Source organism: Acidithiobacillus ferrooxidans ATCC 23270 (assembly GCF_000021485.1).
In the GTDB taxonomy this organism is placed as follows: domain Bacteria; phylum Pseudomonadota; class Gammaproteobacteria; order Acidithiobacillales; family Acidithiobacillaceae; genus Acidithiobacillus; species Acidithiobacillus ferrooxidans.
Genome location: NC_011761.1, coordinates 2,086,943 through 2,105,999, shown reverse-complemented (window position 1 = coordinate 2,105,999; position 19,057 = coordinate 2,086,943). Strand labels below are relative to the sequence as shown.

Below are 19,057 nucleotides of genomic sequence, written 5' to 3'. Positions count from 1 at the left end.
GTTTTGCATGCGCCGTTACGTAGCTCTTGCCGTGGTCGCCACTCTCGGTTTGGGGGGGTGTTCGTACATTCCCTTCTTCAGGTCCAACAACGGACCCCAATACCAGGACTCCAAGGTGATGGAACCCCTGAAGATCCCGCCGGACCTACTGGTCCAGGCGCCGCAGCCGGGGGTTACCATACCCGGGGGGGCGGTAACCTCCAGCGAGTTGCCGACGAATACGAATAGCGCCTCCGGTGGTTATGGACTGTTTCAACCTCACGAGGCGGCCGGGCAGCAGCCGGTAGAGGAAAAAACCCTCGCTGGCGTGGGGGCGCAGATTCTGGGTGGCGGCGCGGACTTGCGGTTGAGCACGACCGCCCGGCCAGAGCGGATTTGGGCCGCCCTGAAAGCGGTACTGGCGGCGGATGATACCTCGGTGGCGAAATTTTCTCCTGAACAGGGTGAACTGGTCACCGGCTGGCGTGATTTCCGCAGTGGTCTGGCCTTTGTGCTGGGGCATACTGTCGCACCAACCTATCGGGAGAAATACACTTTTCACCTGAGTGCTGGTGAAAAGGGTGCGGAAATCCTGACGATACAACAGGAACGCCTCTGGAATAATCCCAACGGCAGCAGCGTGGGGTGGAAGAAGGTGCCCGCCGACGCCGGGCATAATCGTCAGATTATGGAAGCGCTGCAAAAACGTCTGAGCGAGGAATCCATTCTCGCAGAAATGCCGGAGATCAAAGTGACCCGCTACCGGGATGACCGCGGCCCTTATCTGGTGTTGAATGCCGTCCCCGCCAAGGCGGAGCCCGCAGTACAAGTGGTCTTGCAGGGTCTGGGCTATCCCGTGCAAAGGGAAGGCACGGGGATATGGAAAGTGCAGGTCCGGAAGGGTGGTGCACAGGCAGGTCAGAAACAGAGCTTCATCGGCGGCATCTTCCAGCGGACCTGGGATAATATCAAGGCCATCTGGAGCAGTCGGGAGAAACAGAAGCCCGTTTCTGTCCGGGTGACGCTGTTGCGCATGAAAGACGATACGGGCAGCGTCCTGGAGACGACGCCGGGCGTGGGCAAGGATGCGCCCAAATGGTCTGCAGAAATTCTCGACAAGCTGCAGGCGGGCCTGTCTCCCAAAAACGGAGATAAGGCATGATCGAGCGTTACACGCGCCCGGAAATGGGTGCCTTATGGACGCAGGATGCCAAATATCAGGCCTGGCTCGACGTGGAGCTGGCAGCTTGCCGGGCACTGGCGGCGCGGGGGCAGATTCCTGCCGACGCCTTGGCGGAGATCGAGGCGAAGGCGGCTTTTGATAGCGCCCGTATTGCGGAAATCGAGCTGGAAGTCAAACACGACGTCATTGCCTTTCTGACGTCCGTGGCCGAGCATGTGGGGCCGTCCAGCCGCTTCATCCACCTTGGCCTGACCTCTTCGGACGTGGTGGATACGGGCTTTGCGCTGCAGTTGAAACGTTCCGGGGCACTGCTGCTGGAAGGGATGGATCGCCTGTATCAGGCACTGGCGCATCTGGCCTGGAAGCACAAGGACACGGTGATGATCGGCCGCTCCCATGGCATTCACGCGGAGCCCATCACTTTTGGTCTGAAGGTGGCGGTGTGGTGTGCTGAAGCTCAGCGTAACCGGCAACGCCTGATCAGTGCCATAGATGCTGTGTCTGCGGGTATGTTGTCGGGGGCCGTCGGAACGTTCGCCAACATCGACCCCGATGTCGAAGAAGCGGTCTGTGCGGATCTGGGGTTGGCCCCCGAACTGGCCAGTACGCAAGTCATTTCCCGGGACCGTCACGCCGAGTTTTTCGGCACACTGGCGGTGATTGCCGGGTCCATCGAGAAGATCGCCGTGGAAATCCGCCATCTGCAACGCACCGAGGTGCTGGAAGCGGAGGAGCCGTTCACCGCCGGGCAGAAGGGCAGTTCCGCCATGCCCCACAAGCGCAATCCTATCCTCTCCGAGAATCTGACGGGTCTCGCCCGCCTGCTGCGTGGTTATGCGGGCATGGCGCTGGAGGACATCGCCCTCTGGCATGAGCGCGATATTTCCCACTCCAGTGTGGAGCGGGTGATCGGCCCCGATGCCTGCATCGTCATGGACTTCATGTTCCATCGGGCGAGCGGCCTGCTGGAACGGCTCGTGGTTTATCCGCAGCGGATGCTGGATAACCTGCACAAGATGCATGGCCTGATTTTCTCACAGCGGGTGCTGCTGGCGCTCACCGGGAAGGGCATGCTGCGCGAGGACGCATACCGGGTGGTGCAGCGCAACGCAATGCAGGTCTGGGAGGCGAATGCGGACTTCAAATCTCTCCTGGCAGCGGACCCACAGATTCAGCCCTATCTGAGTGCGCCAGAACTGGCTGAGTTGTTTGATCTTGGCTATCACACCCGCAATGTGGACGCCATTTTCGCTCGCGTTTTTCCGGAAGGACAACCCCGATGAATGAACGCATCGCCCTCTATGAAGGCAAGGCCAAGATCGTCTATGCCAGCGAATCACCCGATGAGTTGGTTCTGCATTTCAAGGACGACACTTCGGCCTTTGATGGCGAAAAGGTCGAGCAACTAGCCCATAAAGGTGAGATAAACAATGCGTTCAACGCCTTCATCATGGAGTATTTGCAGGGTGAGGGTGTGCCGACCCATTTTATCCGCCGCCTCAATGCGCGAGAAAGCCTGGTGCGCCGTCTGGAGATGATCCCGGTGGAGTGTGTGGTGCGGAATCGGGCGGCGGGGTCCTTGTCCAAGCGCCTGGGTATCGAGGAGGGCCGGGTTCTGGAGCCGCCGACGCTGGAATTCTTCCTGAAGAACGATGCGCTGCATGATCCCATGATCAACACGTCCCATATTCGTACTTTTGGTTGGGCGACGGCAGAAGAAGTAGAAGCTATGCGCCGTTGGACGATGCGAGTCAATATGCTGCTGTCCGCACTATTTGCAAAAGCGAATCTGATTCTGGTGGACTTTAAACTGGAGTTCGGGCGTTTTGACGGTGAGTTGTATCTCGGCGATGAATTCAGTCCCGATGGGTGCCGACTCTGGGACGCCCTGAGCCTGGAAAAAATGGATAAAGATCGCTTCCGCCGCGGCCTGGGCGGAGTGGTAGAAGCTTATGCAGAAGTCGCCCGCCGCCTGGGTGTGCCGCTTCCGGCAGCATCATAAAGTCGCAATCTTTCCAGCGGGATAGTCTTCTGGCTCGTCCTGCCGCGTTTCTTGAATGAGGGACCATTCCATGCTGCTGCTTCGCGGCTCTGCGGCGCTGTCCGCCTTTCGTGTGCAACACTTGCTGCGCATCCTCGTCGCCGAGGGCTTTCCCGTCCAGAGCGCAGTCGCTCAATACGTCCATCTGATGGATCTCGGCGCGCCCCTGAGGTCGGCAGAAATGGGGGTGCTGACGGCTTTGCTGCGTTACGGGGAACCTGCTGAAGGAGATGCAGAGGACGCCCAGGAAGTTTGCGTGGTGCCCCGCCTCGGGACCATCTCGCCATGGTCCAGCAAGGCGACGGATATTGCCGGACACTGTGGATTGGGTGCGGTGCGGCGTATTGAACGAGGGGTTTCGTATCGCTTGCGCAAAGTCGGCGGTGCGGCCTTCAGCGTGGCGGAGTTACAGGCGATGAGCGGGCTTTTGCACGATCCCATGACCGAGTCGGTGTTGCCGGACTGGGCGGCGGCAGAGGCCATTTTTGCCCACCCAGAACCCGCAGCGCTGGTCCGCATTCCTCTGCGCAAAGAGGGACGTGCCGCCTTGCTTTCGGCCAATAACCGTATGGGGCTCGCTCTCGCTCCGGCGGAACTGGATTATCTGTTTGATTATTTTTCCGGCTTGGGCCGCGATCCCAGTGATGCCGAGCTGATGATGTTTGCGCAGGCCAACTCCGAGCATTGTCGGCACAAGGTGTTCAATGCGGCCTTCCGGCTGGATGGCCAGGATCAGGCCCTCAGCCTCTTCGCCATGGTTCGCGAAACGCACCGTCTGCATCCGCAGGGTACGCTATCTGCCTATAAGGACAATGCCGCGGTCATGGCGGGTGGCGCGCTCAGTCGGCCTTTCGCGGTGAGCGCGTCGGGAGCGTATGCCGTAGCGGAAGAGCGCACCGCCATCCTGATGAAAGTGGAAACCCACAACCATCCGACGGCCATTTCGCCTTTTCCCGGAGCGGCCACGGGGAGTGGCGGCGAGATTCGCGACGAGGGCGCCACCGGGCGGGGCGGGAAGCCCAAGGCGGGTTTGACTGGATTCTCGGTATCGCATCTGCGGATTCCCGGCTATATCCAGTCATGGGAGTCGAATCCTTACGGAAAGCCGGCGCGTATCCGCTCCGCGCTGGACATCATGCGCGAAGGCCCTCTGGGTGCTGCGGCCTTCAACAACGAATTCGGCCGCCCGGCCATTGCCGGCTATTTCCGGGTCTTCGAATGTGATCAGGACGGGCTGCACCGCGGCTACCACAAACCCATCATGCTCGCCGGCGGTCTGGGGCAGATTCGCCCCTTGCTGGTGGAGAAGAAGCCTCTGCCGGAAGGTGCCAAGGTGCTGGTTATCGGCGGCCCGGCCATGCTCATCGGTCTGGGTGGTGGCGCCGCATCCAGTGTGGCCAGCGGGGCAGGGGACGAGCAACTGGATTTTGCCTCGGTGCAGCGCGGCAATCCGGAAATGCAGCGCCGGGCCCAGGAAGTGATCGAGCGCTGTATTGCCCTGGGAGAGGATTCCCCCATTTTATCCATCCATGATGTCGGGGCGGGCGGGCTCTCCAACGCCATTCCCGAGTTGTTGCACGATGGTGGTCGTGGCGGCCGTCTGCAACTGCGGGCGGTACCCAATGAAGAACAGGCCATGTCACCCATGCAGATCTGGAGTAATGAGGCGCAGGAGCGTTATGTGCTGGCCGTGGCGGCAGCAGACTTGCCGCGTTTCACGGAGATCTGCGCCCGCGAGCGCTGCCCCTGTGCAGTCCTGGGAGAAGCCACGGCGGCGGACGCCCTGATTCTGGAGGATTCCCTGCTCCATGACCGGCCGGTGGATATGGCCCTCAGCGCCCTGCTGGGTTGCCCGCCGCGCATGGAGCGGGACAGTCGGCATGTGCAGCCCGATTTGCGACCGCTGGATCTGTCCGGCGCCGACCTGCGCGCTGCCGCCTATGCCGTCCTGCGCCATCCCTCGGTGGCCAGCAAGGAATTCCTCATCACCATCGGTGACCGCAGCGTCGGCGGCCTGATTCACCGCGACCAGATGGTGGGGCCATGGCAGGTGCCGGTGGCCGATTGCGGCGTTACTGCCGCGGACTTCTGGAATGACCACGGCGAGGCCATGGCCATCGGCGAACGTGCCCCGGTGGCGGTATTGAATCCTGTAGCCAGTGCCCGGTTGGCCATTGCCGAAGCCCTCACCAATCTTTTTGCCGCCGATGTGGCCGCGCTGGGAGATATCAAACTCTCGGCCAACTGGATGGCGGCGGCGGATCATCCAGGAGAAGACGCGGCGCTCTATGACGCGGTACGTGCTGCGGCACTGGAGCTCTGTCCGGCGCTGGACCTTGCCATCCCGGTGGGCAAAGACTCCCTATCCATGCGCACTATCTGGCGAGAGGAGGGCGTGGAAAAGACCGTCGTGTCGCCCCTGTCGGTGATCATCTCGGCCTTCGCGCCCGTGGCGGATTTGCGGAAGAGCTGGACCCCTCAATGGTCTGCTCAACCCGATACGGATCTCTGGCTGGTGGACTTGGGGTGCGGCCGGCTCGGCGCTTCCATTCTGGCCCAGACTTTGGGGCAGATGGGCGATAGTACGCCTGATCTGGATGCTCCCGAGTTGATTCGAGGCCTGTTCTCCGCATTGCAGGCGTTGCGTGTGCAGGAACTGGTGCTGGCCTACCATGATCGCTCCGACGGTGGTCTCTGGGCGACCCTCTGCGAAATGTCTTTCGCCAGCCGTTGTGGGGCGGACATTCAACTGCCTTCGAGGGCGGATCGCTGGTCCTTCCTTTTTGCCGAGGAACCGGGAGTGGTCATTCAGACCCCAGCCGCCCAGCGCGAGCACATAATGCAGATTTTTGCCGATGCCGGCCTCGCTGGACGGGCTCAGGTCATTGGTCAGGTAAAGGCCGAACACTGGCGTTTACAAATACAGCAGGACGGCCAATCCGTTCTGAATGAAGCTGTAGCTGAACTACTGCATGTCTGGGCGGAGACCAGCTACCGGATGCAGGCCCTGCGCGATGATCCGCTTTGTGCCCAGGAGTCCTTTGCTATGGTGGCCAGCCCAGATGCGCCGCTGTTTTCTCGCCTGTCCTTTTGCCCGCAGATGCCGATGATTCAGAGCGGGGCCAGGCCCCGCGTGGCGATCCTCCGGGAGCAGGGTGTCAATGGTCAGATCGAGATGGCGGCGGCTTTCCATCGTGCCGGTTTTACCGCCGTGGACGTGCATATGAGCGACCTTGCGGCCGGTCGTCATCGCTTACCGGATTTCCAGGCAATGGCCGCTTGCGGCGGCTTTTCCTACGGAGATGTGCTGGGCGCCGGTGCGGGCTGGGCCAAATCGATCCTTTTCCATGATCGTCTGCGGGACGATTTCGCCGCCTTCTTTGCCGATACCTCGCGCCTCGCCCTGGGCGTTTGCAATGGCTGTCAGATGTTGGCAGAGTTGCGCGATATTATCCCCGGCGCAGCGCACTGGCCGCGTTTTGCACGCAATCGCTCGGAGCAGTTCGAAGCGCGGCTGGCCATGGTCGAGGTCGTGGATTCGCCGTCGCTGTTATTTGCGGGTATGGCGGGCACTTATGCGCCCATCGTTATTGCCCACGGCGAAGGGCGGGCGCACTTCGCCGGGGATCAGCCTGGCTCAGGACCTGTTACCATGCGCTTTGTGGATGCCCAGGGACAGCCGGCAGTGCAGTATCCAGCCAATCCCAACGGCTCCCCGCAAGGCGTTACCGGTCTCTGTAATGAGGACGGTCGGGTGTCTATCCTCATGCCTCATCCCGAACGGGTGGTGCGTAGCCTGCAGCTGAGCTGGCGGCCGCCGGAGTGGGGTGAGGCTACACCCTGGATGCAGATTTTTGTCAACGCGCGGAAGGCGTTGGGATAATATTTGGAGCGAAATTAAGATATTTCCCTATCGAGCGGGATGGCCACGCTTGTGAATTCCAACCTGTCAGGCAAATCGGTTGCCGCCATGATGCACCCCGCATTGCCGCGAGATTAGTATCGCTAGTGGCGCATATTTACCGCGACAGGTGGTTTAGCAAGAAAAATGGCCTGGGTTTATCACCTAGGCCATTGTTTTATTTGGTGGAGCGGAGGAGGATCGAACTCCCGACCTTCGCATTGCGAACGCGACGCTCTCCCAGCTGAGCTACCGCCCCATTGCCGCGTAGGATAAAGGCAACTCCCCCGTAATGCAATGGGCGGAACACGGTGCTGGAAATGCGAGGCCTTACACCCGGCCCACCACCACGACATCGCTGCCGAAGGGGAAAATCTCCGGATGGAGGCCGGCCTCGCTGAGGGCTGTGGCAATTTCCTCCGGATGCAAAAAATGGTTGCCCTGCACATGCTCGGTCAGATTTTGAAAGGCCATGCCGCGTAACGGCGGCTCACGCAGGACGCGGTGATCGTCGGGCCAGGCCGGCTCCCAGATGACGATGGCGCCTTCGGGTTTCAGGCTGGCGTGCAGTCGCTGAAAAATCTCACCACGGTTTTCCCAGACATGATGCAGGGACCGATTCATGGCGATGAGGTCGGCGGGCTCAGGCAGGGAAAACTGATGGATATCACCTTCATCAAAATGCAGGCGATCTGCAATACCCTCGCTTTGGGCTTTTTCCGTAGCTTGGCGGATGTTTTCGGCGAAACCATCCAGCCCCAGACCGTGCAGATGTCCGCAGCGTGCGGCGAGGGCCCGCAAATACCAGCCATTGCCGCATCCCAGGTCCACTGCCAGCCCACCGCGTGCATCGACTTCGGCAAAGATGGGGACGGTCGGGCAGATTTTCTCCTCGAACGTCTTGCGAAAATTGTTCTCCAGCATCAGCCCGAACCAAGGCAGAATAGTTTCGCGTTCGGCCAGCACCTTTTCACCGGGACGCTCCCCCGTGCGCATGAGACCCGCCGCCCGCTCCGCCATGTGTGCAGAAAGTACGGCACCCACCGCTACGCCAACACGGCTGTTTTCGGCTTCCGGGCGCATGCGGTCGCCATCCTCACTCAGCCGCCATTGCTCATTGTCAGTCAGTTCCAGCCAGCCAAAGGCATAGGCCGCATCACACCAGCGCAGCACGTAGCCGGTATCCATCCCGGTAGCGGCCGCCAGCGCTGCGCTATCGGCGTTGCCCAGAGCATGGAGGGTGCTAAAAAGCCCGTTGACGACGCCAATGAAAGCGATGTTCAGGGATAATGCACCCTGAGCCTGTTGCCGAAGTTCATCCATGCTGCGTAACGCCATGTCACACTCCCTCGTTCAGATGAGATATTTCAAACCGACCACTGCGAGTACTGCGAGGGTCCCCATGAGAAAAGTCCTTTGATTGATGCGCAGATGTAAGCGATTACCTGTCCACAGACCGAGCAGCACCGGTGGAATCAGCAGGAAAAAACCCACCGTCAGTTGCCAGGTCAGCAGGGCCAGCGCTATGTACATAAAGGCCCGCAGAATATTGTCCGTAAGGGCGATACCTTGAAACGTGGCGCGAAAGGCGCGCTTGTCGAGATGACGCATTTGCAGATAGGCGACAATGGGCGGACCTCCGCCGCCATACAAACTGCCCACCACCCCACCGAAAATTCCCAGCGGCATTCCCCAGGGCAAGGCGACCTGGGGTAGTCGCTCAGGCTTCATGAGCAGCGCATAACAGACATAGGCGAGAATGAACACGCCGAGAAAGCGAGTAAGATTCTGGGCATTGGTATCGGCGAGGATAAAGGAGCCGAAAGCCAGCCCGATCAGGCTGCCGGGAATCAGCCAGCGCAACTCCGGCCAGCGCATTTCCCGGAAGTCATAGGCGCCGAGCAATACGGAACCGAGCAGATCCAGCAGCAGCACCACGGGCACTACTTCTTTGATGGGGAAAATAAGCGTCAGCAGCGCCACGGAAATCAATCCGGAGCCAAAGCCGATCACTGCGCGGACATAAAAGGCGACCAGAATGATCACCCCCGCGATGGCCCAGAGCAATGGATTTTGGATCAGCGTGGCGTAGGACAGAGAGGCATGCATTATCATACCGACCAGTCTATATGGTTTGTGGATGACCTTCCATATGGGGCTGGTAGGATTGATTCATCCGAGTCGAGCGTTGGTCTATAGGCAACCGTGAAAAAATAGCCTAATATCAAGGTATCCTGAGAAATTACTTGAACCTGATATAGCCGATGCGGCGAGGTGTTCCCATGCTGGCCTCCATTCCTGTACCCGACACAGATTTTGGACCCTCGACGGTAAAATATTTCCCTTCCACAGGGTGGTGGCTCTTTTCCTGGCTTTCGTTAGTGGCGATTTTTCTATTTTGCATACCGCGCGCTGAGGCCGAGACCAGCGGCCTTCCACCCATAGATGCGCGTGCCTATATCTTGATGAATGCCGATACCGGCGCGATCATCGCCACCAAAAATGCCTATCGGCCCTACGCCATCGCCAGCATTACCAAGCTGATGACGTTGTATCTGCTCTTCAAGGATATCGACAGCGGCCATCTGCAGTTGAACCAGCACTTTGTGCCCTGCCGGGCGGCGCTGCAGACGGGGGGGTCCAGCATGTTTATGCATCCTGGCATGCCTTTTACCATTGCACAACTGATCCTTGGGATGACTGTTCCGTCTGGCAACGACGCCGCCGTGGAGACGGCGCATCTGGTAGCTGGCAGCGTACCTGCCTTTGTTGCCGAGATGAACCGGACGGCGCGCAAGATTGGGATGCTTTCCACCACCTTCTATGATCCCGATGGGTTGCCACATCCCAACAACATGGCCAGTCCTTACGATGTGGCCGTCCTCACCCGCACGCTCATGACCCAGTTTCCGCAGTTCATGCCTTTTTTCAGGCACGAAAACTTCACCTACGCGGGTATTACCAGTCCCAATCCCAATTTGCTGGTGGGACGTGTGCCCTTTATCACCGGCATGAAAAGTGGCTATACCGACGCTGCGGGGCATTGCCTTGTCGCTACGGGCACGCAGAATGGTATCAGCCTGATCGCGGTGATTCTCGGCGTACCATCTTTCCGTGACGAAGGTCGCGGGTTCTGGCGGGCTTCCTGGCAGAGCCTCAAGTTACTGGACTGGGGCTTCGCCCGCACCCTGTGGCTGCCTTCGGTACCGCATCTGGAGCGAACCTCCGCCCGGTGAACCCGACCTTCATTCGCCGAAGTGCGTTACCTGTGTCACTCCTGCTGAGCTGCCGGGTGGCCTCTTCAGGAACATGATCAGCGGAATCAAAACCAGAAAGCCATAAAAAACCAGCATAAAGGCGTCCAGCGTTCCGCGCATGTTCGCTTGGTCATAAACGATGACGTTACCCAGCAGATGCCAAGTCGTCGGCCCCGGAGTCAGGCCTGCTGCCGTAAGATACCGGTGAAAAGCGGGATTGAACGGGTTGATGAGCCCTCCCATTTGATTCCAGCCCACCTGCGTTTCCTGAGTCATCACCGTCGAAACGATGGCGATACCGATGCTTCCGCCCAAGGTCCGCATCAGGTTGAAAATGCCCGAGCCCTCCGCCTGTTGGGCTTTTTCGAGGGTCGTAAAAGCCAGGGTGAAGAGCGGGATTGTCACCAGGCCAAAACCGATACCGCGAATGAAACTGGGCCAGATTACCCAGGCCATGCTGATATCCAGATTATAGAGGGTGGTGAGATAAGTGCCGAATGCTCCGAAAACGATGCCCACCAACACGATATTGCGTGGATTGACGCCACGTCCCAGCATGCGCCCCGCGAACATCATGGCGATCATGGCACCGATACCCTGCGGTGCCATCACCAGTCCCGCAGTAAATGCCTCATAGCGCATCAGACCCTCCAGCATGATAGGCAGAATCACCATGGTTCCGAAGAGGGCGAGACCGAATATGCCGATCCCCATGCTACCGATGGACAGATTCCGGTCTTTGAGCAGACGCAAGTCCACTACGGGATAGGGTGTGCTCAGAGAGCGCCAGACGAAAAAAAGCATACCCAAAATGGCGCAGATGGTCAGGATGATGATGGTTCGCGAACTGAACCAGTTATCCTGATCACCGAGGCTCAGCATGCCTTGCAGGCTGCCCAGCCCTACGGCCATCAGCGTGAAGCCTGTCCAGTCCACTGGACGGGGAGTGGTGCTCTTGCCGCCGTCGGGAATGGTCCGCATGAGCAGGAACGCGAGGATACCAAAGGGAATATTCACATAGAACACCCAGCGCCAACTGAGCGTGTCCGTCAGATAGCCACCCAGGGTAGGGCCCAGGATCGGACCCAGCATGATGCCCATGCCGAGAATGGCCATAGCCTGACCACGCTTGTCGGACGGGTAGGCGCCGAGCATGATGGTTTGCCCTACGGGGGCCAGAGAAGCACCAAAAATGCCTTGCAGAAAACGCCAGAGCACGATTTCCACCAGACTATGGGATTGCCCGCAGAGCACGGAAGAAATCACAAAGCCGACCACACTCCAAAGCATGATGGTGCGTTGACCATAGCGTTCCACCAGTAACCCGGTAAGGGGCAGGATGATCACATTGGCGACCATGTAACTGGTGAGCACCCAGGTGATCTGATCGCTGTTGGCATGCAGGGAGCCGCGCATGTAGGTCAACGCCACGTTGACAATGGTCAGGTCTAGCACCTGCATGACTACCGCCAGCATGACCGCGACCGTAATGGTAAGACGTGAAGCCGGGCTCTCTTGCGCCACGGATGGGCTCCTCTCTGGGGCGGATGGTCCTGCAAGTACCGATCCGCTTTGCGCACACCGACGCCGGTCCGACGAATGCGCCCGCCCGGATACCGACCGTTCGGTCACTATAAGGTGGGTGCCACGGTCTGGCAAGACCTGCGGCTTCATCGTGTGAGACTCCGCCTGGTCGTCATAAAAAAGCCGACCCGTAGGCCGGCCGGTCAGAGGTCAGACAGTAGGCGCTCAGGCAGAACGCAAGACGGCTAGATCCCGCAGGTCCCGGCCGTCTGAAAACGCTTGTTGAAGTTGCTCATCCGAGACATCAGCAAAGCAGTATCCTGCTTCTTCCAGCTGATAAATTAGGGAGATGAGCTCGAATTCCTGTTCCATTTCCTGTTCCATAGCATCATCCTCATCAGTAAATAAGACATAACTAACATACATTAATTCTATTGATATGTAAATGTCATAGATATCTAATATAGGTAGGCCTCTGCGGCATAAGATTCGGTTAGGATCATTCTGACGGTAGGCAGGGGATATCACCGGGCGTGGGCGTCTGACGTAGCAGCTCTTCCTCACCACTATGCAACCAGCGCCATTCACCGGCCCGCAGTTCGCCGAGAGGCAGATTTCCCACCGCTACGCGAATCAGTCGCAACACTTCCCTATCACAGGCGGCAAGGAGGCGCCGAATCTGGCGATTGCGCCCTTCCTGCAAAATAAACTCCAGCCATTGGGTTTTGCCGCCGCAGCGTAACTCCCTGATCTGCATCGGTAAGCACGGTTCGCCGTCGAGCACGGAGTCAGCCGCGAGTTGGACTACGGTGTCGGTGGAGAGGGGCGGGCGAATCTGCACATGATAGGTCTTGGCCACATGCTGATCCGGATCCAGCAGTCGTTGCGCCCAGTGTGGATCGTTGCTGAAAAGCAGCAGGCCGGAGCTGGCCTGATCCAGGCGTCCGACGGGGGCCAGCCATGGACTCCCGGGCAGCAGGTCGTATACGGTGGCACGTCCTCTTTCATCCTGACGAGTAGTAAGAACGCCGCGGGGTTTATGTAACAGCAAAACCTGGCGGGTGCTGGCGGTGATGTCGAGACCATCGATCCGGATACCGGGGCCGGACAGGGGGAAGCGTGCCTCGGGATCGAGGATCCGGCGACCGTCTACCTCTACCCGCCCGGCACGAATCCATTCCACCGCAACGGTCCGGGAGCACAGCCCCGCTTTGGAGAGGATGCGGGCAAGCCCAAAGCGGGGGGCACTTTGGTCTTGGCCAAACTTTGGACTATGATCTGAAGGATGTTTCACCAGACTGCCCAAAGGAGTCGATCATGGCACACGAAGCGTTGCATGAATCCCCCGAGTCTCTGTCTCCGGAAACCATAGATATCCACCGAGCCATTTCTTCGCTCATGGAGGAGTTTGAGGCGGTTGACTGGTACCAGCAGCGCGCGGATGCCTGCACCGATCCTATTCTCAGGCAGGTGCTGGAACACAACCGAGATGAAGAAATTGAACATGCTGCTATGATCCTCGAGTGGCTGCGCCGCAAAATGCCGCGTCTGGATAAGGAATTGCATGCGTATCTGTTCAGCGAAGGCTCGATCGCCGGCCACGAAGCCAGGATGGTAGGACGGGACTGAGTGAGGTGCCGTTATCACGGTACGAAACGCACGCAGAGGTCATTATAGAAGTTGAGCCCGAGCGCGGTGGGTCGCAGGATGCCATCTTCCATGATCACCAGCCCGTCGCGTTCGGCTTGGCGGAGCTGCGGTTGAATGATCTGCAAAGACAGGCCGGTCCGCTCAGGGAAGAGCGCCACCGGGAAGCCGTCGGTCAGGCGCAACGCGTTGAGCATGAACTCGAAGGGCCTGTCGGCGGGTAAAATCGGCTCCCGGTCGCCGAGGATGTCGAGAACACTGAGCGCATCGTCCATATAACTTTCGGGGCGGCTGGGTTTGCGGCTGCGCCAGATGCCTTCGGGAAGGGTGATTTTGCCGTGCGCTCCGGCGCCGATGCCGATATAGTCACCATAAAGCCAGTAGTTGCGGTTGTGCTGGCAGCGATGACCGGGCCGGGCATGGGCGGATATTTCGTAGCGCTCCATGCCGGCCTCCTGGAGTTGCCGGCGCAGGATATCTTCCATGTCGGCGGCTTGGTCGCTGTCCGGCAGATCGGCGGGTGGATGGGTCGAGAATGGGGTTCCGGCTTCCAGCGTGAGTTGATAGAGGGACAGATGAGGGGGTGCATACTCCAACGCCGTGCGCAGATCGGCCCGCGCTGCGGCGAGATCCTGCCCCGGCAGGGCAAAGATGAGATCGAGATTATAGCTCTCGAATTCAGCCGCGATGGCGAGTTCCACGGCCCGGTGGGCTGCGGCGGCATCATGGATACGCCCGAGGCGTTGCAGAGAATCGTCGTTGAAAGACTGGATGCCTAAGGAGAGTCGGGTGATGCCCACCTCCCGGAAGGCGCGGAAATAGGCCGCCTCTATCGCTCCCGGATTGGCCTCCAGGGTGATTTCCATACGGGAGTGCGGCCGCAGGCGGGCGCGGATCGTGGAGATCAGGCGGTCGATGATTTCTGGCGGGAAGAGGCTGGGGGTGCCGCCACCGATAAAAACAGTCCGCACACTGCGTCCCCAGATGCGCGGCAGTTCGCGGTCCAGATCGGCGATCAATGCATCCAGATAACGTTCTGCCGGGATGCGGTCGGCTGCATGGGAATTGAAATCGCAATAGGGGCACTTGGCCTTGCACCAAGGCAGATGCACGTAGAGCGAATACGACGACGGTGGTTTCAGGGTGGGGTTCATGGGTACTCGCGAGAGGTGTGACAGGTGACGGATACGGACTGGACGCCCCTATTTTTACTCCGAACGGTACTTTTCCCCAAGGCTTTATTAGGGCTGCGTATTTTTGAGCCGCGTTATCTGGACATGATCAGCGCCTCACTGCGGCAGGGTCGGGATTTTGGCATTTGCCTTAGCCACCCCCGGGGCGATGGCCACGCCGAGCCGGAATTGGTGGGTACCCTGGCACGCATTGTGGACTGGGGGGGAGAGGCCGGCATTCTCCAGATTCAGGTGCGCGGCCAGAAACGTTTCACCATTCAGGACTGGCGTTATGAGGGACAGCTGGCGATGGCCTCTATCCATCCCTGGGCCGAAGAGCCCATCGTGCCAATGGGTCGGGAAAGCCAGCCGTTGCACGCCATTCTTGAGGATTTGATCGGCAAGGTGCCTGCCGCCGGAATAGACGCCAGTAGTGCCGGAATGGTCCTGGCGCAGGCGCTGCCCGCCTCCCCCGAAGAAAAGCAGCAGTTGCTGGTTCTTCAGGATCCTCTGGAGCGTTTGCGCCGGATTGCGGAGTTGCTCAGCCAACGCGGCGGAGCGTAAGGAAAAACTCCGGGCGGCGACAAAATCTAGCGCTTGCCCTTGCCATAAATATAGGTAGAGAAGTCCGTGTAGCCCTGAGAAAGATTGCGGAACAAATGGTCCAGGCTGATGATGGCCTGCTCCAGAATATTCACGGTGATATACGGTTTTTCCACCTTCAGGCGCTGATACCGGGCGCGGGTCAGGACCAGCACCTGGGTATCTTCGCTTTTGGCAATGATTCGGGCGCTACGTGGCTGACGGTCAAAAAAGGACATCTCTCCGGCCATTTCTCCGTCATGCACCCGGACCACTTCTACTTCGTCGCCGTCGGCTGTGTGGTGAACGATGGCCATTTCACCCTTGACGCAGAAGAACAGGGCCTCTCCCAGAGAGCCCCATTCGGCAATCACCTGATCCAGATGAAATTGGGCGTGGGTGACGTATTCTGCGAGGGTCTGGATTTCGCTGATGGTCAGAGACTGGGCCAGATGATGTTGTTTGAGAAACTGGGCGATTTCTATGTGGTCAATGCCGGGCATGGTTTGTTCCTCTGAGAAGCGGACTTTTTATTATTATAGGGGGGGAAGAGGGATGAGGGACAGTGCTGCTCAGCGCCGCATTTTGAATCTTCCCATCTCCTCACGATACAATGCTCCACCACCTACAACGAGTATTCCCATGATACGTCCTAGCGGAAGAAATGCAGACGCCTTGCGTCCGGTACAAGTTACCAGAAATTTTACCAAGCATGCTGAAGGTTCGGTGCTGATAGCCTGCGGCGATACCAAGGTGCTATGCACCGCCAGCGTCGAAGAAAAGGTACCGCCCTTCCTGCGCGGCGCGGGCAAGGGGTGGGTGACGGCGGAATACAGTATGTTGCCCCGTGCCACCCGGGAGCGGGTGGCACGGGAGTCCGCCAAAGGTCGTATCGGCGGGCGCACCCATGAAATCCAACGTCTTATCGGGCGCAGTCTGCGCGCCGCCGTGGATCTGCAAGCTTTGGGCGAACGCACTATCTGGGTGGATTGTGATGTGCTTCAGGCCGATGGCGGAACCCGTACCGCCAGCATTACCGGCGCTTGTCTGGCGGTAGCCGATGCCGTCCAGCATCTGCGTACTGTGGGACAGCTTCGGAATAATCCTCTGCGGGACTGGGTGGCCGCCGTCTCGGTAGGTGTTTATCAGGGGCAGGCGGTGCTGGATCTCGACTATGCCGAAGACAGCAATGCCGATGTGGATATGAATGTGGTGATGACCGGCGCCGGCGCCTTTGTGGAAGTACAGGGAACTGCGGAGGGCGCGGTGTTCAGTGCGGAACAGATGGCTGAAATGCTGGCTCTGGCGCGCAAGGGGATCGCCGAATTGGTGGCCCGTCAGCATCAGGAGTGTCCGGAAGCCCGTTCATGACGCCCTTGTTGCTGGCCACGAGTAATGCAGGCAAGTTGCGTGAGTTGCAACCGCTGCTTGCCGCCCGTGGCTTCGCGCTCGTCGGCCAGACGGAACTGGGCATCGCCGGTATGGAAGAAACAGGCACCACCTTTGTGGAAAATGCATTGCTCAAGGCACGCCATGCCGCCTCGCAAAGTGGTATGGCGGCGCTCGCCGAAGATTCCGGGCTTTGTGTGCCCTATCTCCAGGGAGCACCCGGCATTTACTCCGCGCGTTATGCCGGCCCGGACGCCAGCGATGCAGCCAATAACGCGAAGTTGCTGAGCATGCTGGCCGAGGCGCGGGGGGAAGCCCGTGCTGCCTATTACGTGGCTTGCATGGTTTTTCTGGAATTTGCCACCGACCCTTCGCCACTGGTAGCCCAAGGCTTTTGGAGAGGGACTATTGGTGAGCGTCCTGCCGGCGACGGGGGGTTTGGCTACGATCCCCTGTTTTGGCCCACGCATGGATCTGGCAGCGCGGCACAGTGGAGCCTGAAGAAAAAAAACGAACACAGCCACAGAGCGGCGGCCTTACGCAGGTTGCTGGGGTTGCTGGCGGAGCGTCAGCAACCCCAGCCGCTCTCGCTCAACGACTGACGCAGACGGGTCAGTGCCCGCACCTGCAACTGTCTTACCGCCTCGCGACTGACGCCCATACGCTCGGCGACGGCTTCCAGGGTCATGGGCGCGTCACCATGCATGCCGTAGCGAAAGACCATGACCTCCCGCTGTTTTTCATTGAGTTCGGTCAGATGCTCCCGCAGTGCCTTGCAGATGGCATCACGGTCATAGTCGCTGTCCGGACTGGCAACGTCGCCGGTCACCTGTTCGATGCGGCCCGGTCCGTCGGATATTTCCTCGTCGAGCGAGAAGACGCGGATATCGGCGAAATCCAGGGCGCGCATGGTGCTCTCGCGCACCCCTAGGGCTTCACGCCGCTGCTCCCTGCGCACACCGGCGTCGCTGTCTTCCTCCGCCCCGCTCTGCATATAAGCGTGCAGGGACTTGGCAAGGTAATCGGGCAGGCGGATGAAGCGGGAACGGATGAGCGCCCGCTGCATAGCCTCCCGGATCCACCAGGTCGCATAACTGGAGAAACGTGTGCCGAGGCCTTCCTGAAAGCGGTCGACGGCACGCAGTAGACCCATGTAACCCTCCTGAAGGAGGTCTTCCTGACTGAGTCCTTTATTGCGATAACCCCTGGCGACCGCCCGCACCAACGGCATGTGCGCGGAGATCAGTGTGGCGCGGGCGCACTCGTCACCCCGACGCAAGCGCCGGATGAGTTGCAGCTCCTGCTTCTGGCTGAGAAACGGCCCGCCATTTTCGTCGTCCACGAAATCACTCAGAGGCGGCGGATCGGTGACCGGACCCATCTCCGGAATATCTGACCCCGCTAACTCTCTGGCTTCAGTGTGCATCACGACCTCCCCGATCCTGATCACAAGGCGTTGTAACATTGTCGCCTAATTTTATATTTTAAAAGCACTTTAACCACTCGTATATTAGGATTCTTTTTGATCAGGCTGTCAAGGGCTGGCAACGAATGTTTTGCGGTTTTAGCAACAGCGGTGCTGGTCGTCCGATGGGTGCCGACCCTGGCGGAGTTATGGTGGCAGGCGGCCAGGGGGCTTTTGACTCGGATCGTTGATCCGCCTATAATCGGCCCCTTTCTCGCTACCCTTATCCAAAGAGGTCGGAATCCTTCTATGCCAACTGTTCGTGTCAAAGAAAATGAGCCTTTCGAAGTCGCGTTGCGGCGTTTCAAACGTTCCTGCGAAAAGGCAGGAGTCCTTACCGAGGTAAGGCGTCGCGAATTCTACGAAAAGCCCACGGAAGAGCGCAAGCGTAAGGCCGCTGCTGCCCGCAAGCGGGCGTTGAAGCGCATGCGTCGTCAGTCCATGCGTCTGGTCCGGCTCTACTGATGACACTACGTGAGCGCATCCAGGAGGATATGAAGTCTGCCATGCGCGCCCGGGAAGCCGAGCGTCTTGGGACTATTCGTATGCTCCTGGCGGCAATCAAACAGCGGGAAATTGACGAGCGCCGCGAGCTTGATGATGCTGAAGCGTTGCGCATCGTGGACAAGCTGATCAAGCAGCGCAAAGATTCTGCCAGTCAGTTTATTGCCGGTGGGCGTCCGGACCTTGCCGAAAAGGAAGAATCAGAAATTTCTTTTCTCGCAGTTTATCTGCCGGAGGCGCTGTCACCCGGCGAGATTGACGGGCTGATCAGCGAGGCGATGACAGCGGTGGCGGCCAGCGGACCTAAAGATATGGGTAAGGTACTTACCTTTCTGCGCCCGCAGATGCAGGGGCGTGCGGATATGGCCGTGGTGGCGGATAAAGTGAAGGCCCGCCTCGGCAGTTGATGGGCG

19 protein-coding genes and 1 tRNA gene are annotated in these 19,057 nt (G+C 59.3%); 11 read left to right on the top strand and 9 right to left on the bottom strand.

Annotated features, from left to right (window positions below; genetic code table 11):
* The first annotated feature begins 7 nt into the window (after window positions 1–7).
* The 4 genes from AFE_RS10830 to purL all read left to right on the top strand — a co-directional run bounded on the left by AFE_RS10830 (window position 8) and on the right by purL (window position 7,086).
* On the top strand, window positions 8–1,141 hold the full coding sequence (locus tag AFE_RS10830; RefSeq protein ID WP_012537148.1) for an outer membrane protein assembly factor BamC: 1,134 nt from the start codon (window positions 8–10) through the stop codon (window positions 1,139–1,141).
* Window positions 1,138–2,445: an adenylosuccinate lyase gene (purB, locus tag AFE_RS10825; protein ID WP_012537147.1), complete on the top strand. Its 1,308-nt coding sequence runs from the start codon at window positions 1,138–1,140 to the stop codon at window positions 2,443–2,445. Before AFE_RS10830 ends, purB begins: the two co-directional genes overlap by 4 nt.
* Window positions 2,442–3,164 (top strand): phosphoribosylaminoimidazolesuccinocarboxamide synthase, encoded by a 723-nt coding sequence (gene purC / locus AFE_RS10820; RefSeq protein WP_012537146.1) that lies wholly within the window; start codon window positions 2,442–2,444, stop codon window positions 3,162–3,164. The genes purB and purC overlap by 4 nt, the downstream gene beginning before the upstream one ends.
* 70 nt (window positions 3,165–3,234) lie before the next feature.
* A complete protein-coding gene (purL, locus tag AFE_RS10815) occupies window positions 3,235–7,086 on the top strand; it encodes a phosphoribosylformylglycinamidine synthase (RefSeq protein ID WP_012537145.1) in 3,852 nt (1,283 codons plus the stop codon).
* A gap of 201 nt (window positions 7,087–7,287) precedes the next feature.
* Here the strand turns inward: purL and AFE_RS10810 are convergent.
* The 3 genes from AFE_RS10810 to AFE_RS10800 form a co-directional block, all read right to left on the bottom strand.
* Window positions 7,288–7,363 (bottom strand) — tRNA-Ala (locus AFE_RS10810).
* A gap of 71 nt (window positions 7,364–7,434) precedes the next feature.
* Entirely contained in the window at window positions 7,435–8,442 is a 1,008-nt protein-coding gene (locus tag AFE_RS10805; protein WP_012537144.1) for a class I SAM-dependent methyltransferase, read from the bottom strand.
* A 15-nt stretch (window positions 8,443–8,457) separates the two neighbouring features.
* On the bottom strand, window positions 8,458–9,219 hold the full coding sequence (locus AFE_RS10800) for a sulfite exporter TauE/SafE family protein (protein WP_012607392.1): 762 nt from the start codon (window positions 9,217–9,219) through the stop codon (window positions 8,458–8,460).
* A 167-nt stretch (window positions 9,220–9,386) separates the two neighbouring features.
* Between AFE_RS10800 and AFE_RS10795 the strand changes: the two genes are divergently transcribed.
* A complete protein-coding gene (locus tag AFE_RS10795) occupies window positions 9,387–10,340 on the top strand; it encodes a D-alanyl-D-alanine carboxypeptidase family protein (RefSeq protein ID WP_012537142.1) in 954 nt (317 codons plus the stop codon).
* A gap of 9 nt (window positions 10,341–10,349) precedes the next feature.
* Here the strand turns inward: AFE_RS10795 and AFE_RS10790 are convergent, their stop codons facing one another.
* From AFE_RS10790 to AFE_RS10785, 3 genes are all read right to left on the bottom strand, one after another.
* Window positions 10,350–11,885 carry a DHA2 family efflux MFS transporter permease subunit gene (locus AFE_RS10790; protein WP_012537141.1) on the bottom strand — a complete coding sequence of 512 codons (1,536 nt, stop codon included), beginning with the start codon at window positions 11,883–11,885 and terminating at the stop codon, window positions 10,350–10,352.
* Window positions 11,886–12,110: 225 nt separating this feature from the next.
* The gene (locus AFE_RS16540; protein ID WP_012537140.1) at window positions 12,111–12,269 is read right to left on the bottom strand and encodes a hypothetical protein; all 159 of its coding nucleotides are present in this window, start codon (window positions 12,267–12,269) and stop codon (window positions 12,111–12,113) included.
* A 115-nt stretch (window positions 12,270–12,384) separates the two neighbouring features.
* Window positions 12,385–13,179 (bottom strand): pseudouridine synthase, encoded by a 795-nt coding sequence (locus AFE_RS10785; protein WP_012607389.1) that lies wholly within the window; start codon window positions 13,177–13,179, stop codon window positions 12,385–12,387.
* A 23-nt stretch (window positions 13,180–13,202) separates the two neighbouring features.
* On the opposite strand from AFE_RS10785, the gene AFE_RS10780 reads away from it, so the two are divergent.
* Window positions 13,203–13,514 (top strand): encapsulin-associated ferritin-like protein, encoded by a 312-nt coding sequence (locus AFE_RS10780; RefSeq protein ID WP_009563737.1) that lies wholly within the window; start codon window positions 13,203–13,205, stop codon window positions 13,512–13,514.
* Between the two features lie 14 nt (window positions 13,515–13,528).
* Here AFE_RS10780 and hemW read toward each other — a convergent pair whose 3' ends face one another.
* Window positions 13,529–14,686, bottom strand: a complete 1,158-nt coding sequence (gene hemW / locus AFE_RS10775; RefSeq protein ID WP_012537138.1) for a radical SAM family heme chaperone HemW — start codon at window positions 14,684–14,686, stop codon at window positions 13,529–13,531.
* 24 nt (window positions 14,687–14,710) lie between these two features.
* Here hemW and AFE_RS10770 point away from each other — a divergent pair, with 24 nt between their 5' ends.
* Window positions 14,711–15,268, top strand: a complete 558-nt coding sequence (locus tag AFE_RS10770) for an LON peptidase substrate-binding domain-containing protein (RefSeq protein WP_012537137.1) — start codon at window positions 14,711–14,713, stop codon at window positions 15,266–15,268.
* Window positions 15,269–15,294: 26 nt separating this feature from the next.
* Here the strand turns inward: AFE_RS10770 and AFE_RS10765 are convergent, their stop codons facing one another.
* Window positions 15,295–15,789, bottom strand: coding sequence for a Crp/Fnr family transcriptional regulator (locus AFE_RS10765; RefSeq protein WP_012537136.1), 495 nt, complete (start codon window positions 15,787–15,789; stop codon window positions 15,295–15,297).
* Window positions 15,790–15,928: 139 nt separating this feature from the next.
* Between AFE_RS10765 and rph the strand changes: the two genes are divergently transcribed.
* Window positions 15,929–16,657 carry a ribonuclease PH gene (rph, locus tag AFE_RS10760; RefSeq protein WP_012537135.1) on the top strand — a complete coding sequence of 243 codons (729 nt, stop codon included), beginning with the start codon at window positions 15,929–15,931 and terminating at the stop codon, window positions 16,655–16,657.
* Window positions 16,654–17,277, top strand: a complete 624-nt coding sequence (rdgB, locus tag AFE_RS10755; protein WP_012537134.1) for an RdgB/HAM1 family non-canonical purine NTP pyrophosphatase — start codon at window positions 16,654–16,656, stop codon at window positions 17,275–17,277. Before rph ends, rdgB begins: the two co-directional genes overlap by 4 nt.
* On the opposite strand, the gene AFE_RS10750 is transcribed toward rdgB, so the two are convergent.
* On the bottom strand, window positions 17,244–18,101 hold the full coding sequence (locus AFE_RS10750; protein WP_012537133.1) for a sigma-70 family RNA polymerase sigma factor: 858 nt from the start codon (window positions 18,099–18,101) through the stop codon (window positions 17,244–17,246). The genes rdgB and AFE_RS10750 overlap by 34 nt on opposite strands.
* Window positions 18,102–18,389: 288 nt before the next feature.
* Here AFE_RS10750 and rpsU point away from each other — a divergent pair, with 288 nt between their 5' ends.
* On the top strand, window positions 18,390–18,605 hold the full coding sequence (rpsU, locus tag AFE_RS10745) for a 30S ribosomal protein S21 (RefSeq protein WP_009564692.1): 216 nt from the start codon (window positions 18,390–18,392) through the stop codon (window positions 18,603–18,605).
* Window positions 18,605–19,051 carry a GatB/YqeY domain-containing protein gene (locus tag AFE_RS10740; RefSeq protein WP_012537132.1) on the top strand — a complete coding sequence of 149 codons (447 nt, stop codon included), beginning with the start codon at window positions 18,605–18,607 and terminating at the stop codon, window positions 19,049–19,051. The genes rpsU and AFE_RS10740 overlap by 1 nt, the downstream gene beginning before the upstream one ends.
* Window positions 19,052–19,057 lie beyond the last annotated feature (6 nt).

Coding starts and splice junctions, on each gene's coding strand:
- AFE_RS10830 (WP_012537148.1), top strand. CDS start 8: ATGCGCCGTTACGTAGCTCTTGCCGTGGTCGCCACTCTCGGTTTGGGG.
- purB (WP_012537147.1), top strand. CDS start 1,138: ATGATCGAGCGTTACACGCGCCCGGAAATGGGTGCCTTATGGACGCAG.
- purC (WP_012537146.1), top strand. CDS start 2,442: ATGAATGAACGCATCGCCCTCTATGAAGGCAAGGCCAAGATCGTCTAT.
- purL (WP_012537145.1), top strand. CDS start 3,235: ATGCTGCTGCTTCGCGGCTCTGCGGCGCTGTCCGCCTTTCGTGTGCAA.
- AFE_RS10805 (WP_012537144.1), bottom strand. CDS start 8,442: ATGGCGTTACGCAGCATGGATGAACTTCGGCAACAGGCTCAGGGTGCA.
- AFE_RS10800 (WP_012607392.1), bottom strand. CDS start 9,219: ATGATAATGCATGCCTCTCTGTCCTACGCCACGCTGATCCAAAATCCA.
- AFE_RS10795 (WP_012537142.1), top strand. CDS start 9,387: ATGCTGGCCTCCATTCCTGTACCCGACACAGATTTTGGACCCTCGACG.
- AFE_RS16540 (WP_012537140.1), bottom strand. CDS start 12,269: ATGGAACAGGAAATGGAACAGGAATTCGAGCTCATCTCCCTAATTTAT.
- AFE_RS10780 (WP_009563737.1), top strand. CDS start 13,203: ATGGCACACGAAGCGTTGCATGAATCCCCCGAGTCTCTGTCTCCGGAA.
- hemW (WP_012537138.1), bottom strand. CDS start 14,686: ATGAACCCCACCCTGAAACCACCGTCGTCGTATTCGCTCTACGTGCAT.
- AFE_RS10765 (WP_012537136.1), bottom strand. CDS start 15,789: ATGCCCGGCATTGACCACATAGAAATCGCCCAGTTTCTCAAACAACAT.
- rph (WP_012537135.1), top strand. CDS start 15,929: ATGATACGTCCTAGCGGAAGAAATGCAGACGCCTTGCGTCCGGTACAA.
- rdgB (WP_012537134.1), top strand. CDS start 16,654: ATGACGCCCTTGTTGCTGGCCACGAGTAATGCAGGCAAGTTGCGTGAG.
- AFE_RS10750 (WP_012537133.1), bottom strand. CDS start 18,101: ATGCACACTGAAGCCAGAGAGTTAGCGGGGTCAGATATTCCGGAGATG.
- rpsU (WP_009564692.1), top strand. CDS start 18,390: ATGCCAACTGTTCGTGTCAAAGAAAATGAGCCTTTCGAAGTCGCGTTG.
- AFE_RS10740 (WP_012537132.1), top strand. CDS start 18,605: ATGACACTACGTGAGCGCATCCAGGAGGATATGAAGTCTGCCATGCGC.